Source organism: Pseudomonas sp. JDS08PS003 (assembly GCF_045013505.1).
GTDB classification, from domain to species: Bacteria; Pseudomonadota; Gammaproteobacteria; order Pseudomonadales; family Pseudomonadaceae; genus Aquipseudomonas; species Aquipseudomonas protegens_B.
In genome coordinates, this window is record NZ_CP120724.1 from 4,399,483 (window position 1) to 4,414,373 (window position 14,891).

The 14,891-nt window shown below is 61.1% G+C and carries 12 protein-coding genes, 1 tRNA gene and 1 pseudogene; 8 read left to right on the forward strand and 6 right to left on the reverse strand.

Annotated features, from left to right (window positions below; translation table 11 throughout):
• Nucleotides 1–33: 33 nt before the first annotated feature.
• A complete protein-coding gene (locus tag P7C00_RS19565; protein WP_404937153.1) occupies nt 34–3,564 on the forward strand; it encodes an RHS repeat-associated core domain-containing protein in 3,531 nt (1,176 codons plus the stop codon).
• A gap of 153 nt (nt 3,565–3,717) precedes the next feature.
• On the opposite strand, the gene P7C00_RS19570 is transcribed toward P7C00_RS19565, so the two are convergent.
• The 4 genes from P7C00_RS19570 to uvrY all read right to left on the reverse strand — a co-directional run bounded on the left by P7C00_RS19570 (nt 3,718) and on the right by uvrY (nt 6,918).
• A tRNA-Gly gene (locus P7C00_RS19570) sits at nt 3,718–3,793 on the reverse strand.
• 65 nt (nt 3,794–3,858) lie between these two features.
• On the reverse strand, nt 3,859–4,419 hold the full coding sequence (pgsA, locus tag P7C00_RS19575; RefSeq protein ID WP_346636244.1) for a CDP-diacylglycerol--glycerol-3-phosphate 3-phosphatidyltransferase: 561 nt from the start codon (nt 4,417–4,419) through the stop codon (nt 3,859–3,861).
• Between the two features lie 32 nt (nt 4,420–4,451).
• Nucleotides 4,452–6,275: an excinuclease ABC subunit UvrC gene (gene uvrC, locus P7C00_RS19580; protein WP_402887548.1), complete on the reverse strand. Its 1,824-nt coding sequence runs from the start codon at nt 6,273–6,275 to the stop codon at nt 4,452–4,454.
• A 1-nt stretch (nt 6,276) separates the two neighbouring features.
• Complete coding sequence (gene uvrY / locus P7C00_RS19585; RefSeq protein WP_011061841.1) at nt 6,277–6,918, reverse strand: UvrY/SirA/GacA family response regulator transcription factor; 642 nt, start codon at nt 6,916–6,918, stop codon at nt 6,277–6,279.
• A gap of 280 nt (nt 6,919–7,198) precedes the next feature.
• Here uvrY and P7C00_RS19590 point away from each other — a divergent pair.
• Nucleotides 7,199–7,362: pseudogene (locus P7C00_RS19590) on the forward strand (DNA-binding protein); the annotation flags it as partial.
• Here the strand turns inward: P7C00_RS19590 and P7C00_RS19595 are convergent.
• Complete coding sequence (locus tag P7C00_RS19595) at nt 7,361–7,825, reverse strand: GNAT family N-acetyltransferase (RefSeq protein ID WP_404937154.1); 465 nt, start codon at nt 7,823–7,825, stop codon at nt 7,361–7,363. The pseudogene P7C00_RS19590 and the gene P7C00_RS19595 sit on opposite strands and share 2 nt — an antisense overlap.
• On the reverse strand, nt 7,825–8,580 hold the full coding sequence (locus P7C00_RS19600) for a carbon-nitrogen hydrolase family protein (RefSeq protein WP_404937155.1): 756 nt from the start codon (nt 8,578–8,580) through the stop codon (nt 7,825–7,827). Before P7C00_RS19600 ends, P7C00_RS19595 begins: the two co-directional genes overlap by 1 nt.
• A gap of 157 nt (nt 8,581–8,737) precedes the next feature.
• Here P7C00_RS19600 and P7C00_RS19605 point away from each other — a divergent pair, with 157 nt between their 5' ends.
• The 6 genes from P7C00_RS19605 (at nt 8,738) to P7C00_RS19630 (ending at nt 14,877) form a co-directional block, all read left to right on the forward strand.
• Nucleotides 8,738–8,872, forward strand: a complete 135-nt coding sequence (locus P7C00_RS19605) for a hypothetical protein (RefSeq protein WP_404937156.1) — start codon at nt 8,738–8,740, stop codon at nt 8,870–8,872.
• A gap of 346 nt (nt 8,873–9,218) precedes the next feature.
• Nucleotides 9,219–10,310 (forward strand): 3-deoxy-7-phosphoheptulonate synthase, encoded by a 1,092-nt coding sequence (locus tag P7C00_RS19610; RefSeq protein WP_346636241.1) that lies wholly within the window; start codon nt 9,219–9,221, stop codon nt 10,308–10,310.
• 205 nt (nt 10,311–10,515) lie between these two features.
• A complete protein-coding gene (locus P7C00_RS19615; RefSeq protein WP_007924449.1) occupies nt 10,516–10,797 on the forward strand; it encodes a peptidylprolyl isomerase in 282 nt (93 codons plus the stop codon).
• A gap of 131 nt (nt 10,798–10,928) precedes the next feature.
• The gene (locus tag P7C00_RS19620) at nt 10,929–12,791 is read left to right on the forward strand and encodes an extracellular solute-binding protein (RefSeq protein WP_404937157.1); all 1,863 of its coding nucleotides are present in this window, start codon (nt 10,929–10,931) and stop codon (nt 12,789–12,791) included.
• A complete protein-coding gene (locus P7C00_RS19625) occupies nt 12,791–13,855 on the forward strand; it encodes a microcin C ABC transporter permease YejB (protein WP_102864941.1) in 1,065 nt (354 codons plus the stop codon). Before P7C00_RS19620 ends, P7C00_RS19625 begins: the two co-directional genes overlap by 1 nt.
• Nucleotides 13,855–14,877, forward strand: coding sequence for an ABC transporter permease (locus P7C00_RS19630; RefSeq protein ID WP_346636239.1), 1,023 nt, complete (start codon nt 13,855–13,857; stop codon nt 14,875–14,877). Before P7C00_RS19625 ends, P7C00_RS19630 begins: the two co-directional genes overlap by 1 nt.
• Nucleotides 14,878–14,891: the final 14 nt, after the last annotated feature.

Consider the following 14,891-nt stretch of genomic DNA (forward strand, 5'->3'; position numbering starts at 1 on the left):
TATTTAAACAAAGAACTCAGGGAGGGATAGTCAGTGCCGTTAAGGGATTCGTTCCTCAAGGAGTTGACCCTCCCACTGCTTCAGCGGATAAACACCGACGCGCCGGTTCAGGGTAAACAAGGCCAATCCCGGCAAGGGCCGGCCACCCAGGACCCATCCCCGCAAAAGGCCGGAACCTGCACCGGCAGCTGCGCCAGCATCAGTTTTGCCATGGGCAGCGAGATCATTTCCCATACCGATTTCACCTTGCCCGGCCCCTTCCCCATCGACTGGACCCGGACTTACCGCTCCAGTCTGGGCGCCTATGACCAAAGCGAACTGGGCGCACGCTGGATCACCCCCTTCACCACACGCCTGGACCTGATTGGCGACGGTTTGCGCTACCACGCGGCCGATGGGCGCAGCTTCGACTACCCACTGCCCAAGGTGGGTGAGGCCCACGATGATCGAGTGGAAAACCTCACGCTGATTCGCATCAGCGATGTGCAAATTGCCCTATGTCGCGGCTTCGATCGGCGGGAAACCTATCGCCGCGATGGCGAGCGTTTTTTGCTCGTGCAAATCGAACTGCGTGGCGGTGCCGGCATGCTGCTGGGCTATGAACACCGCATGGGTAAAAAGGCTGTGCTGTCCGACTTGATGACCTATCAGGACGAGCCCGGTCAGGTTCATACCCACCTCGGCACACTGGTGGATGAAGACGGGCGCATTACTGGCTTGTGGCTGATGGGTGAAAAAGAACCCCAGCGTCGCCTGAGTCTTTATCAATACGATGCCGCCGGGGACCTGATCCTCGCCCAGGACGAGAACGCCGCCACCTGGACCTATCAGTACCAGCACCACCTGGTGACCCGCTACACCGATCGCAGCGGACGCGGCATGAACGTGCGCTGGCAAGGCGAAGGCCCCGATGCTCGCGCCATCCATGAATGGGCCGACGATGGCAGTTTCGAAACGCGCCTGGAGTGGGACCGCAATATCCGTCTGACCTATGTCACCGACGCCAATGGCCACGAAACCTGGCACTACTACGACAGCCTCGGCTACCCCTATCGCGTTCTACACCCGGACGGTCTTTCGGAATGGTTCTTCCGCGACGATGCCAAGAACGTCGTGCGTCATGTGCATACCGACGGTAGCGAGGATCGCTACGCCTATGACGAACGCGGGGGCAACCTGCTTGAACATACGCAAGCCGATGGCAACACCCTGCACTACGCCTGGGATGCCCAGGACCAACTGATCAAGATCAGCGACGCCGAAGGCGGTCAATGGAGCCGTGACTACGACTTGCGCGGCAACCTCACCGAGGCCGTCGACCCCCTCGGCAACAAGACCGAATACCAGTACAACCAGATGGGCCTGCCCACTGCCATTACCGATGCCAATGGCAATGAAAAAAAGCTGAAGTACAACGACAGCGGGCAGCTCACCGACTATGTCGACTGTTCCGGCAAAGCCAGCGCCTGGGAATACGATGCCCGTGGTCAACTGATCTGTTTCACCGACGCCCTAGGGCAAAAAACCAGCTACCACTATGAAGCCGGCCAGTTGGCCGTCATTGTTCATCCCGACAAGACCGAGGAACGCTTTGAGCGCGATGCCGAGGGCCGGCTACTCGGTCATATCGACGCCCTGGGTCAAGCCACTTCCTGGTCCTACAGCGAAGCGGGACTGTTGTCCGAACGCATCGATGCCGCCGGACACACGCTGCGTTATCAATGGGACCGGCTCGGGCAACTGCAGCGCCTGCAAAACGAAAACGAGCAATACACCACCTTCGTTTATGACCCGGTCGGTCGCCTGCTTAAAGAAACAGGTTTCGACGGGCACAACACCCGCTATGAATACGCCCCTGAAACAGGCCGCCTCGCCCGGACCATCGATGGCCAGCGTGTCATCAGCCTCGAGTTCGACCCCATGGGCCGACTGACCGAACGCCGGGCCAGCCTCAGTATTGAAGGCGCCGACTCTTCGAAAGCCAAGGAGCAGCTTGAACGCTACGCCTACGATGGTAATGGCCACCTGCTGCTGGCCAGCAACAACGACAGCAAGTTGCAGTTCTTCCATGATGCCGCCGGCAACCTGACTCGCGAGCATCAGCACTACAGCTGCCTGAAACAACCCCAGGTCGCGGTCTGGCAGCACCAGTACGACGCCCTCAACCAGCGCATCGCCACCGTCCGCCCTGATGGCCACAAGGTCAGTTGGTTGACCTATGGCAGCGGGCACCTGCTCGGCATGCGCCTGGACGCGCATGAACTACTGGCCTACGAACGCGACGACCTGCACCGCGAAGTTGCCCGACACCAGGGCAACCATCTGCTCCAGAAGCAAAAATGGGACCCGCTCGGGCGACTCCAGGAACAACTGCTGGGCAGCGGCGACGGCAAGAGCACATTGATCAAACGCGGTTATCAATACGACGCTATCGGCCAACTGCTGCAAATCGACGACAGCCGCCGCGGTACGCTGAGCTATCAATACGACCCAGTGGGCCGCCTGCTCGGGGCAACGTCGCGCCTGGGGCAAGAGACTTTTGCCTTCGACCCCGCCAGCAACCTCCTCGACCCCAAAACAGCGGACCTTCCACAACGCGGCCTGCCCCGCAGACGCCTGCTGGACAACCTACTGCGCGAGTACGCCGGCACCCACTACCAATACGACGACCGGGGCAACCTCGCCCAACGCCTGCGCGATGGCCAGCGCAGCCACTTCACCTGGGACCTGTTCGACCGCCTGGTGAGCTGCCGCGACAATCGCCTACAAGCGAACTATGCCTACGATGCCCTCGGCCGACGCCTCTACAAACAGACCGAGGCCCACTACAGGGATCGGCCTAAAGCCGGCTCCGAGTTCAATCGCCTAGAGCGCCGCAAACGCAACAGCCAAGCCGGTTGCGGCGTGACGCTATACGGCTGGGATGGCGATACCCTTGCCTGGGAAAGCCGGGCTCCGGACCATATCGGAGAAGGCGCACGCACCACCCACTACTTCTATGAGCCGGGAAGTTTTGTACCGGTGGCCCAGGCGATAACCCATCAGTTCATTTATCTGATTCCTGAGCCCGAATACGGCGCCTTTTACCAACTGGACCATGACCCGCTTTGGGCCAATGCACCAGAACCCAATCAGATCGTTGCGCTGGCCTGGTATCAGTGCGACCACCTGGGAACACCACAAGAGTTGACGGATCAGAGGGGAGAAGTGATCTGGAGCGCGCAGTACAGGGCTTGGGGTGGGATCAAAGAGCTACATTCGGATACCGCTCGGCAGCAAGAGATTACCAACCCGATCAGGTTCCAGGGGCAGTATCAGGATCATGAGACGGGACTGCATTACAACCGGTACAGGCACTATGATCCGGAGTTGGGGCGGTTTGTTAGTCGAGATCCGATTGGGTACGCGGGCGGACTCAACGTCTTCCAGTACGTGCCGAACCCCGTGGGCTGGATTGATCCGCTTGGCTTACTGAAGAAGCGTCGCGTCGCGTCCCACCACACATTTCACAACAGAAACAGGCCAGGCATGTTTTGGGTGAGCCACAGTATGACAATCGTATAAAGCAAGGTTGAGCGTTTTGGGAGGTGCCCCATTCCGGACTTTAAAGCGCTGGATGGTGCTGAATCACTGCGGAACCCACAGAAACGCAAAAAGGACCCGAAGGTCCTTTTTGCGATCGCTGCAGAATTCATTCGAACTCTACAGCGCTATGTTTGGAGCGGGAAACGAGACTCGAACTCGCGACCCCGACCTTGGCAAGGTCGTGCTCTACCAACTGAGCTATTCCCGCATCGTCTTGGTGTTGCGCATTCTATAGAAATCCGAATGCGCGTCAAGCCCTTGATTCAAAAATACTTATTTTTTCTCGTTGTCGATTTTCAGATGCGGCCATGCAGCCCGCAGATACTGCAACATCGACCACAAAGTCAGGCCCGCCGCTACCAGCAGCAAGGCATAGCCTACCAAGACCCAGAAGCTGAAGTCCGAAGGGTTGGCCAGGAGGATCACCAGCGCCAGCATCTGCGCCGCTGTTTTCCATTTGCCCATGTTGGACACTGCCACCTGGGCCCGGGCGCCAAGTTCAGCCATCCATTCGCGCAGTGCCGAGACAACGATCTCGCGACCGATGATCACGGCTGCCGGCAAGGTCAGCCACAGATTGCCGTGCTCTTGCACCAACAGCACCAGGGCCACCGCCACCATCAGCTTGTCGGCCACAGGGTCGAGGAACGCGCCAAACGGCGTGCTCTGCTCCAGGCGTCGTGCCAGGTAGCCATCCAACCAGTCAGTGGCAGCCGCGAAGGCAAAGACTGAACTGGCCGCCATGTAGCTCCAGCTATAGGGCAAATAGAACAGCAATATGAAAATCGGTATGAGCAGGACGCGTAGAACGGTGATCAGATTAGGGATATTCATCGGCACAACTGGCTACGAGGTGATTGGGCATTCTACTCGCTGTGCAGGTTTGCATAAATCAACTCTGCGAGCTTTTTACTGATTCCCGGTGCTTTGGCTATCTCGTCGATGCTGGCACGAGACAGTTCTTGCAATCCACCAAAATGTTTAAGAAGGTCCCGCCGACGCTTCGGACCGACGCCCGCCACCCCTTCCAGGGTCGAGGTACGCCGGGTCTTGCCACGTCGGGCACGGTGACCGGTGATCGCGAAGCGGTGAGCCTCATCGCGGATTTGCTGAATCAGGTGCAACGCCGGCGAGTCGCCCTTCAGGGTGAACTCATGGGCGGCGTCATTCAGGTACAAAGTCTCGAAACCGGCCTTGCGGGTCGCCCCCTTGGCCACGCCGAGGAGGATCAGGTCCGGTACCGCCAGTTCGTTGAGCACGTCGCGAGCCATGGACAGTTGCCCCTTGCCGCCATCCACCAGAAGGATATCCGGCAGCTTGCCTTCGCCTTCCTTGAGCTTGCTGAAGCGGCGGGTCAGCGCCTGATGCATGGCGGCATAGTCGTCGCCAGCGGTGACACCTTCAATGTTGTATCGGCGGTAATCGGATTTCAGCGGCCCTTCTGGCCCGAAGACCACGCAAGAAGCCACAGTAGCCTCGCCACTGGAGTGGCTGATGTCGTAACACTCCAGGCGCTGGGGCGGCTCGTCCAGATTCAGGACTTCAGCCAGGGCTTCAAAGCGCGCTGCTACGTGCTGGCGGTTGGCCAAGCGTGCACTCAGCGCCTGTTCGGCATTGGTCACCGCCAGTTGCTGCCAGCGGGCACGGGTGCCACGGACCCGGTGACTGATGGTCAGCTCGCGGCCCCGCAGTTCGTCGATGGCGGCGATCAGGATCGGGAAGTCTTCGTGCACCACGTTGACGATCAACTCCGCAGGCAGATCGCGCTCAGGGCTGCTGACAAAATACTGGCCGAGAAAGGCCGACATGACTTGCGCCACGTCTTCCTCGATGCCCACCTGGGGAAAGAAGTTCTTGCTACCCAGCACCCGACCGCCACGCACGCTGATCAGGTGCACGCAGGCGCCGCCCGGGTTGACGAAGGCCGCGACTACATCCACATCACCCGTGCCGCCTTCCATGCTTTGCTGGTCCTGGACCCGGCGCAGCAGGGAAATCTGATCTCGCAGCTCGGCGGCCTTTTCGAAATCCAGGGTGCCGGCGGCCGCTTCCATGGCACTGGAAAGTTCGTCGGTCAGGGCATTGCTGCGCCCCTCCAGGAACATTACCGAGTGGCGCACGTCGTCGGCATAGACCTCAGGCTCCACCAGGCCGACGCAAGGCGCCTTGCAGCGCTTGATCTGGTACTGCAGGCAGGGCCGCGTGCGGTTCTTGTAATAGCTGTCCTCGCACTGGCGGACCATGAAGGTCTTCTGCAACAGGCTGAGGCTTTCACGAATGGCGCCGGCACTGGGGTATGGCCCGAAATATTTGCCCTTCTGCTTCTTCGCCCCACGATGAATGCTGAAACGCGGAAAATCGCCGTCCGAAAGAAACACATAGGGATAGGACTTATCGTCGCGCAGAAGAATGTTGTAGGGCGGCCGCCACTCCTTGATCAGCGTCTGCTCCAGCAGCAGTGCTTCGGTCTCGTTGGCGGTAATGGTGGTTTCGATCTGCGCGATGCGCGCCACCAGGGCTGCGGTCTTCGGTGCCTGGCCGGTCTTGCGGAAATAGCTGGACAGCCGGTTTTTCAGATTCTTGGCTTTACCCACGTAAAGCAGGCGTGCATCGCTGTCGAACATGCGATACACGCCGGGGCGGCCACTGCAGGTAGAAAGAAAAGCACTGGGATCAAACAGGTCAGTCATTTCAGAGGCTGGCATCAACCATGCCATGACGAACCGCCAGCAGCGTCAACTCGACATCACTACTGATCGACAGTTTCTCGAAGATACGATAGCGGTAGGTGTTCACGGTTTTCGGCGACAGGCACAACTTGTCGGAGATGATCTGCACCTTTTGGCAGCCGACAATCATCAGCGCAATCTGAATTTCCCGCTCCGACAAGGCATCGAACGGGGAATCGCTGGAAGGCTGGAATGATTTGAACACCAGTTGCTGAGCAATCTGCGGGCTGATGTAACGCTGACCGGCAAAAACCAGGCGAATGGCCTGGACCATTTCATTGAGGCCCGCGCCCTTGGTCAGGTAGCCCGCCGCTCCGGCCTGTAGCAACCGAGTCGGAAACGGATCTTCCTCGCAGACAGTCACTGCCACGACCTTGATGTCCGGATGACTGCGCAGCAATTTGCGCGTGGCTTCGAGGCCGCCGATCCCGGGCATCTTTACGTCCATCAGGACCACATCGGGCTTCAACTCCCGAGCCTTGAGCAGGGATTCTTCCCCTGACTCCGCCTGCCCGACTACTTGCAGGCCATCGATGTCAGCCAACATTCGTGTAATGCCCGTACGAACGAGATCATGGTCATCGACTACTAGCACCCTAATCAAGCAGACACCTCGCGATTTGGTCTTTATAGGTTGCCGGATACCTTAGCAAAAAAGCGACGTACAAACCTAATCACAAGCGCTATATAAAAAACATCAGCACGCGATAAGAGACGCCGCCGGCCAGATGCAAGAAAGCGCTCTGGCTTCAGGGCTCGGCGATCTGTGGCTTTTTGCGCAGGCTCTGGGTCTGCGACAACTCGCCAGGGTCCTGATCAGGCGACAGATTACCTTCTGATCGTCCTTGAACAGCACCCTCCAGCAATTTGAACGGCTTTGAACTATGCCCGGTATCCACATTGCCGCACAAGCCAAGCCTGACCGAACGATCAAGGTCAATCGGTTCAACAGTTTTCCCACGAGCACAGACTCGATCCTGTGCCCACCGATCAACCACTGGCAGGCCGCAAGAACGGCAAACGGGGTAAAGCCCACAAGGTTGCGCTCAATTGCCGCAGGAGCCTGCCTCAGTATCTGAGGCGCAGGAGCGCTCCATCCGCAAAAAACACTCCTCCTCCCCCACCACCTTCAACCCCATCCGCTCATATAGACGCTGTGCTGGGTTGCCTTTGAACACGGTCAGGCGCAGCAAACCCCGCCGCTCCGAGCGCGCCCTTTCCATCACCTGCAATAGAGTCCAGGCTCCGGCGCCCTGCCCCCGCCACGCCTCAAGTACATGCAACTCACGGATGTAGGCGGCGCGCAGGTCCCGGCTCAGGCTAACAAACCCCAATACCCGGGCTCCCGAGCAAATCAAAAGATTCTCACGACCGGCCCAAGCTACATCAAACGCTTCATCAAGCCACAGCAGATCATTGCGGATGTAATAACGCAGCATTGTGGAACGAGTCAGATCCCGGGCGAAGGCCAAATCCGCCTCAGCCGCCGGACGCAATTGAAAGGCGCTCATCAACCCGTAACCGCCCGCGCTTCGACCCGCCATTGCCGCCCATCGCGCCGGGCGATCAGCAGCGCTTCGCCGACGCCTTCCACAGCCCCCAGCAATTGCCCCTGAGTGCCCCAGATTGCGCTGCGCCCGGCACAAGACCAGCCACCGCTGGGGCCGCCATGGTTAGCCATCAGCACCAGTATCCCGTGGTCCCGGGCATACCCTTGCAGCAGAGCACTGTCGACGGCGTACCCGCCTTCACTGATCAACACCCCGGCGGCGTAGATGCCAGCGCCAGCGTCCACCGCAGCCTGCACATGGCTGGCATCACAGAAATCCGCGCATACCGCCAAGGCCAGGACCTCATCCCCCAACTGCAACGGCGCGCCACCGCTACCCGGAGCAAAAACTCGCTCCTCTCCAGGGTGCAGATGCTGCTTGCTATAAACCGCCAGCGTGCCGTCCGCCCCCAGCACCAGTGCGCCAATCAGCACCGGCCCATCGACGGACAAGCGAATCGGCATGCCCACCACCGTCGTCAGCTTCAGCTCGCGGGCCAGATCCCGCAGCGGCTGCAACTGCGGGGAATCGGGCGCCAGCGCCAGCTCAGCGGCCAACTGCGGTTCATAACCGGTCAGGGACAGTTCAGGAAACACCAGCAACTGCACCCCCTGCTGCGCTGCCAACCCCATCAAGTGCTGATGTCGAGCCAGATTCGCCGGCAAGTCTCCAGCAATGGACACCGATTGGGCGGCAGCGAGGGTCAGCATGGTCATGGAGGTTCCTTGGCAAGACAACGAGAGGCAGCGGCGAGTGTGGCATAAATCCTTTCACGGCTTAATCCAAGGCTCATTGCATCAGCCTCCATAGAAATTACTGATTGAATCGCGGCCCCGGCCTCTAGTAAGCTCGCCCCACTTCACGGAGAAACTCATGTTGTCCCAGACCCTTTCCCTGCATCGCCACACCGCCAGCGCACTGCGTTCGGTTGCGGCTGCCTGGGTCAACGGCACCACGGCTCCGATCAACTTTTATTTTGGGTATTGGTTTAGCCACTGGCGCGCCTGATACCCAACCGGCGCCCACTTTAACGGGTCGCCTACCAGAGAAATCTCAACCCCCGGTCGGCCTCCCGACCGGGGGTTTTGTTTTTTCAGGCCCAACGTTTTTAACCACGACTTTCAGCGACACACCGAACTTACTGAGGATTGCTCCATGAACTACGCCACCTATTACCGTTACGACATGTTCTGCGCCTGGCGATTTAGCAGCCTCCGCTCGGGACAGCCTGCCGCCTCCGATCGGTCACCTACCGGTGGCAATTGCACACTTGTGGCCAGTACGGCCAATTGTCGAACACCCCAGTAGGGCCGCGCGCGGGACATCGCCCGCCGCCCGCCCAGGAAGACCGAACATGAACTCGTCCGTATCCGCTCTGCCCCTGTCCGCCCACGTCAGCGCCAACGAAACTCTGACCCAGCGCCTGCCCAGCTCTCTGGAGCTCAAACAGCAATTGCCGCTGTCTCTGGCCCTGAGCCAGCAAGTTGCCGCCCACCGCCAGGCGGTACGCGCCATTCTCGAAGGCCGCGACCAGCGCCTGCTGGTGGTAGTCGGTCCCTGCTCCATCCATGACCCGCAATCAGCCCTGGAATACGCCGCCAACCTGGCCCGCCTGGCCGAAGAGGTGAGCGACCAGATGCTCCTGGTGATGCGCGCCTACGTCGAAAAACCCCGCACCACCGTGGGCTGGAAAGGCCTGGCCTACGACCCGGACCTGGATGGCAGCGACGACATGGCCGGCGGCCTGACCCTGTCCCGGGAGCTGATGCGCGAAATGCTGCGCCTGGGCCTGCCGATTGCCACCGAATTGCTGCAGCCCATGGCCGCCGGCTACTTCGACGACTTGTTGAGCTGGGTCGCCATTGGCGCCCGCACCACCGAATCGCAGATCCACCGCGAGATGGCCAGCGGCCTGGAAATGCCTGTGGGCTTCAAGAACGGCACCGACGGCGGCGTCGCCATCGCCTGTGACGCCATGCGTTCGGCTGCCCACCCCCACCGCCATTTCGGCGTCGACAGCCAGGGCCATCCGGCGATCATCCAGACCCCGGGCAACCCCGACACCCATCTGGTGCTGCGAGGCGGCCACAGCGGCCCGAACTACGACCGCCAGAGCGTGGCCCAGGTCCAGCGCGACCTGCACAAGCTGAAGATCCCGGCGCGGATCATGGTGGACTGCAGCCACGCCAACAGTGGCAAGGACCCATTGCGCCAACCGGCCGTATTCAACGACGTACTGGAACAGCGCCTGCAGGGCGACACCTCGCTGATGGGGGTGATGCTGGAAAGCCACCTGTTCGAAGGCTGCCAGCCCCTGAGCGGCCAGCTGCGCTACGGCGTATCAGTGACCGACGGCTGCCTGGGCTGGAACGCGACCGAGCAATTGCTGCGCAATGCCGCGCAACAACTGCAGCACGCACACAAGGTCGCTGCCGTTCCCGCCTGACCACGGCCCTCTGTAGGAGCTGGCTTGCCAGCGAAGACGTCCCCAAGAGCACCGCCCCCTCCAAGGAACTCTTCGCCGGCAAGCCGGCTGCTGCAATACCCGCCGCCCGCACAGGCGCCAGATGGCAACGCTTTGAAGGAACTTTGAGAAGAAATAGCCACCTGAATCCGGTAGGCTCTCAACTTTCTTGAAAGGAGCAATATCCATGGCCAAAGCCACTGCCCGTCACATCCTGGTTGCCAGCGAAGCCAAGTGCAACGAACTCAAAGCCGAGATCGAAGCCGGCGCCGACTTCGCCGAAGTCGCAAAAAAGAACTCCACCTGCCCGTCCAGCCGTGACGGCGGCAACCTGGGCTCCTTCGGTCCGGGCCAGATGGTCAAGGAATTCGACACCGTGGTGTTCAGCGCTCCGGTAAACGTGGTGCAAGGTCCGGTGAAAACCCAGTTCGGCTACCACCTGCTGGAAGTCACCAGCCGCCAGGACTGATCCCCTCGCGACTGCGTCTGCTCAACGGCCCGCCTCCTGGTGGGCCGTTGTGCATGTGAAAGCGGCTGGCCAGTCACGCGCCGCTAGCGTACAAATCGTGGTCATCGATCACCCGGCTCGTAAGGCTGACAATGCGACTGCTTTTCCCCACCGTGCTTTTCACCGCCCTGTTGCTGGGGGCCACGGGTGCCCAGGCGGCACCGCAACACGCCATGACCGTCTACGGCGAACCGGCCAAATACCCCCAGGGCTTCAGCCACTTCGACTACGTCAATCCCCAGGCCCCCAAAGGCGGGACCCTGCGCCGCTCGGCCATCGAGATCGGGCGCTTCGACCACGTGCTGCCTTATATAGACAAAGGCATCGGTGTGTCCCAGCTCGACGGCCTGGTCTATTCGCCCCTGGCCCTGCGCTCCCTGGACGAGCCGTACACCGTCTACGGTCTGGTGGCCGAAAAGATGGAGCGTGCCGAAGACGGCCTGTGGCTGCGTTTCTACCTCAACCCCAAGGCACGCTTCGCCGACGGCACTGCGATCACCGCCGAGGACGTGCGCTACAGCTACGACCTGCTGATGACCCAGGGCAGCATGCGCTACCGCACCCAATTCGAAGACGTCAAAGGCGTCACCGTGGAATCGCCACGAGTGGTGCGCTTCGACTTCAAAAGCAATGAAAACCGCACCCTGCCCCTGGATATCGCGACCCTGCCGGTGTTCCCCGAACACTGGTGGAAGAGTCGCGACTTCGCCAATGGCGGCGGCTACGAAGCCCCCCTGGGCAGTGGCCCCTATCGCGTGGACAAAGTGGACTCGGGCAACAGCATCACCTTCGCCCGCAACCCCGACTGGTGGGGCAAGGACCTGCCGGTCAGCCGCGGTTTGTATAACTTCGACCATTTCAGCGTCGAGTACTTCGGCGACATAGACGTCGCCCGCCAGGTGCTGCGCGGCGGCGCCTACGACTACAACCGCGAGTTCTCCGCCACCGGCTATTCCATCGGCTACGACAGCCCGGCCCTGAACGACGGTCGCCTGCAAAAGGCCCACCTGGCCCAGTCGGCGCCGCAACCGGCCCAGGGCTACGTGTTCAACCTCGACCGGCCAGTGTTCAAGGACCGTCGGGTGCGCCAGGCCCTGGCCATGCTCTGGGACTTCGAATGGAGCAACCGGCAGATGATGCGCAACCTCTACATCCGCCAGCAGAGCTTCTTCTCCAACACGCCCCTGGCCGCACGCAGCCTGCCGGACGCCGAGGAGCTGAAGATCCTCGAGCCCCTGCGTGGACAGATCCCCGACGAAGTCTTCACCCAGGTGTTCGAGGCGCCGAAAACCGACGGTAGCGGCGTGATCCGCGACAAGCAACTGCAAGCCCTGGCCCTGCTGGAACAGGCCGGTTGGAAAGCCGAAGGCGACAAACTGGTCAACGCCGAAGGTGAGCCCCTGAGCTTCACCTTCCTCATCACCCAAGGCTCCATCGAGCGCCTGCTGCTGCCCTACAAGCGCAACCTGGCGCAGATCGGCATCAGCCTGAACATCCGCCGCATCGATTCCTCGCAGTACGTCAACCGCCTGATGGCCCGGGACTACGACATGATCGTCACCGGCTACCCTGTGACTACCTCGCCGGGCATGGAGCTGTACAACTACTTCGGCTCCGCGGCAGCCAACGATCCGGGTTCCAACAACTACATGGTGCTCAAGAACCCGGCAGTGGACACCCTGGTCAATGGCCTGGTGAAGGCCACCAGCCAGCCGGAGATGTTGCGCTACGCCCACGCCCTGGACCGGGTGCTGCAGTGGAACTACTACTGGATCGCCAACTACTACCCGCCGGGCACCTCCACCGTCTGGTGGAACCGCTTCGGCATCCCCAAAGTGCCGGCAAGCAACGACGAAGCCATCGAAAGCTGGTGGGAAGTCAGCAGCACGGCACTGACCGATGAACAAATGGCCGCCGAACTGATCCGCCGTGGCAAACCCGGAGGACGCCACTGATGCTGGCCTACATTCTGCGGCGCCTGCTGCTGATCATTCCGACCCTGCTGATCATCCTCCTGGTCAACTTTGTCATCGTCCAGGCGGCCCCCGGCGGCCCGGTGGAACAGGCCATCGCCCGCCTGCAAGGCATTGGTGGCGGTGGCAGCGTCGGCGGCTCCGCCGATGCCATGAGCAGCAGCGGCTCCCGAGCCAGTCGCGGGCTCGATCCCAAGCTGATCCAAGACATCGAAAAACAGTACGGCTTCGACAAGCCGGCCCATGAACGCCTGTGGCTGATGCTCAAGAACTACGCCCAGCTGGACTTCGGCAAGAGCTTCTTCCGCGGCGCCACAGTCACCGATCTGATCCTGGAAAAGATGCCGGTGACCATTTCCCTTGGCCTCTGGGCGACCCTGATCACCTACCTGGTGTCGATCCCCCTGGGGATTCGCAAAGCGGTGCACCACGGCAGCCACTTCGACATCTGGAGCAGCACCGCGATCATCATCGGCTACGCCATGCCGGCCTTTCTGTTCGCCATGTTCCTGATCGTGCTGTTTGCCGGCGGCACCTCGCTGAACTGGTTCCCGGTACGCGGGCTGGTCTCGGACAACTTCGAACAGTTGAGCACCCTGGGCAAGATCGCCGACTACTTCTGGCACCTGGTACTCCCGGTAAGCTCCCTGGTGATCGGCGGCTTCGCCACCCTGACCATCCTCACCAAGAACTCCTTCCTCAACGAGATCACCCGCCAGTACGTGGTCACCGCACGGGCCAAGGGCCTGAGCGAGCGCCGGGTGCTCTATGGCCATGTATTCCGCAACGCCATGCTGCTGGTGGTCTCGGGGATTCCCCAGGCCTTTATCAGCGTGTTCTTCGCCGGTTCCTTGCTGATCGAGGTGATCTTCTCCCTCGACGGGCTGGGGCGCATGAGCTACGAGGCGGCGGTGTCGCGAGATTACCCGGTGGTGTTCGGTTCGCTGTTCATCTTCACCCTGTTTGGCCTCTTGATAAAACTCATCGGCGACCTGTGCTACACCCTGGTCGACCCGCGTATCGACTTCGCCGCGAGGAACGCCTGATGCTCAAGCTTTCTCCCGTCGCCCGCCGACGCTTCGACCGTTTCAAGAAAAACCGCCGCGGCTGGTGGTCGCTGTGGCTGTTCATCGGCCTGTTCATCCTGACCCTGGGCGGCGAGCTGATCGCCAACGACAAACCTCTGGTGGTCAGCTACCAGGGCTCGCTGTACTTCCCGGTGTTCAAGCGCTACACCGAACAGGAGTTCGGCGGCCAGTTGCCGTTCCAGGCCGACTACCGCAGCGAATATGTACAGCAGCTGATCCGCAAGGACGGTGGCTGGCTGCTGTTCCCGCCGATCCCCTTCAGCGAGGACACCCCCAACTACGACCTGACCCGTCCGGCTCCCAGCCCACCGAGCAACGTCAACTGGCTCGGCACCGACGACCAGTCCCGGGACGTGGCGGCGCGGGTGATCTACGGTGCCCGGGTGTCGATCCTGTTCGCCCTGGCCCTGACCGCCATCAGCGCCCTGATCGGTATCGCCGCCGGTGCCCTGCAAGGCTATTACGGCGGCTGGGTCGACCTGCTGGGCCAGCGCCTGCTGGAAGTCTGGTCCGGGCTGCCGGTGCTCTACCTGCTGATCATCCTCTCGGGGTTCGTCGAGCCGAACTTCTGGTGGCTGCTGGGAATCATGGCGCTGTTTTCCTGGCTGGCGCTGGTGGACGTGGTGCGTGCCGAATTCCTTCGCGGGCGCAACCTGGAATACGTCAAGGCCGCCCGGGCCCTGGGCCTGACAGACCGCAAGGTGATCCTGCGGCACATCCTGCCCAATGCCATGAACGCCACCCTGAGCTACCTGCCCTTCATCCTCACCGGCGCCATCTCGACCCTCACTGCCCTGGACTTCCTCGGCTTCGGCATGCCCGCCGGTAGCGCCTCTCTCGGCGAGCTGATCGGCCAGGGCAAGCAGAACCTGCAGGCACCGTGGCTGGGGCTGACGGCGTTTTTCACCCTGGCATTGATCCTCTCGCTGCTGGTGTTTATCGGCGAGGCGTTGCGCGATGCCTTTGATCCACGATCTTGAAGCGGATTGTAGAA

Bases quoted from the DNA above. Each gene is read 5' to 3' on its own strand.
- pgsA (WP_346636244.1), bottom strand. From the start codon at position 4,419: ATGAATATCCCTAATCTGATCACCGTTCTACGCGTCCTGCTCATACCG.
- P7C00_RS19600 (WP_404937155.1), bottom strand. From the start codon at position 8,580: ATGACCATGCTGACCCTCGCTGCCGCCCAATCGGTGTCCATTGCTGGA.
- uvrC (WP_402887548.1), bottom strand. From the start codon at position 6,275: ATGACTGACCTGTTTGATCCCAGTGCTTTTCTTTCTACCTGCAGTGGC.
- P7C00_RS19625 (WP_102864941.1), top strand. From the start codon at position 12,791: ATGCTGGCCTACATTCTGCGGCGCCTGCTGCTGATCATTCCGACCCTG.
- P7C00_RS19615 (WP_007924449.1), top strand. From the start codon at position 10,516: ATGGCCAAAGCCACTGCCCGTCACATCCTGGTTGCCAGCGAAGCCAAG.
- P7C00_RS19610 (WP_346636241.1), top strand. From the start codon at position 9,219: ATGAACTCGTCCGTATCCGCTCTGCCCCTGTCCGCCCACGTCAGCGCC.
- P7C00_RS19595 (WP_404937154.1), bottom strand. From the start codon at position 7,825: ATGAGCGCCTTTCAATTGCGTCCGGCGGCTGAGGCGGATTTGGCCTTC.
- P7C00_RS19620 (WP_404937157.1), top strand. From the start codon at position 10,929: ATGCGACTGCTTTTCCCCACCGTGCTTTTCACCGCCCTGTTGCTGGGG.
- P7C00_RS19605 (WP_404937156.1), top strand. From the start codon at position 8,738: ATGTTGTCCCAGACCCTTTCCCTGCATCGCCACACCGCCAGCGCACTG.
- P7C00_RS19630 (WP_346636239.1), top strand. From the start codon at position 13,855: ATGCTCAAGCTTTCTCCCGTCGCCCGCCGACGCTTCGACCGTTTCAAG.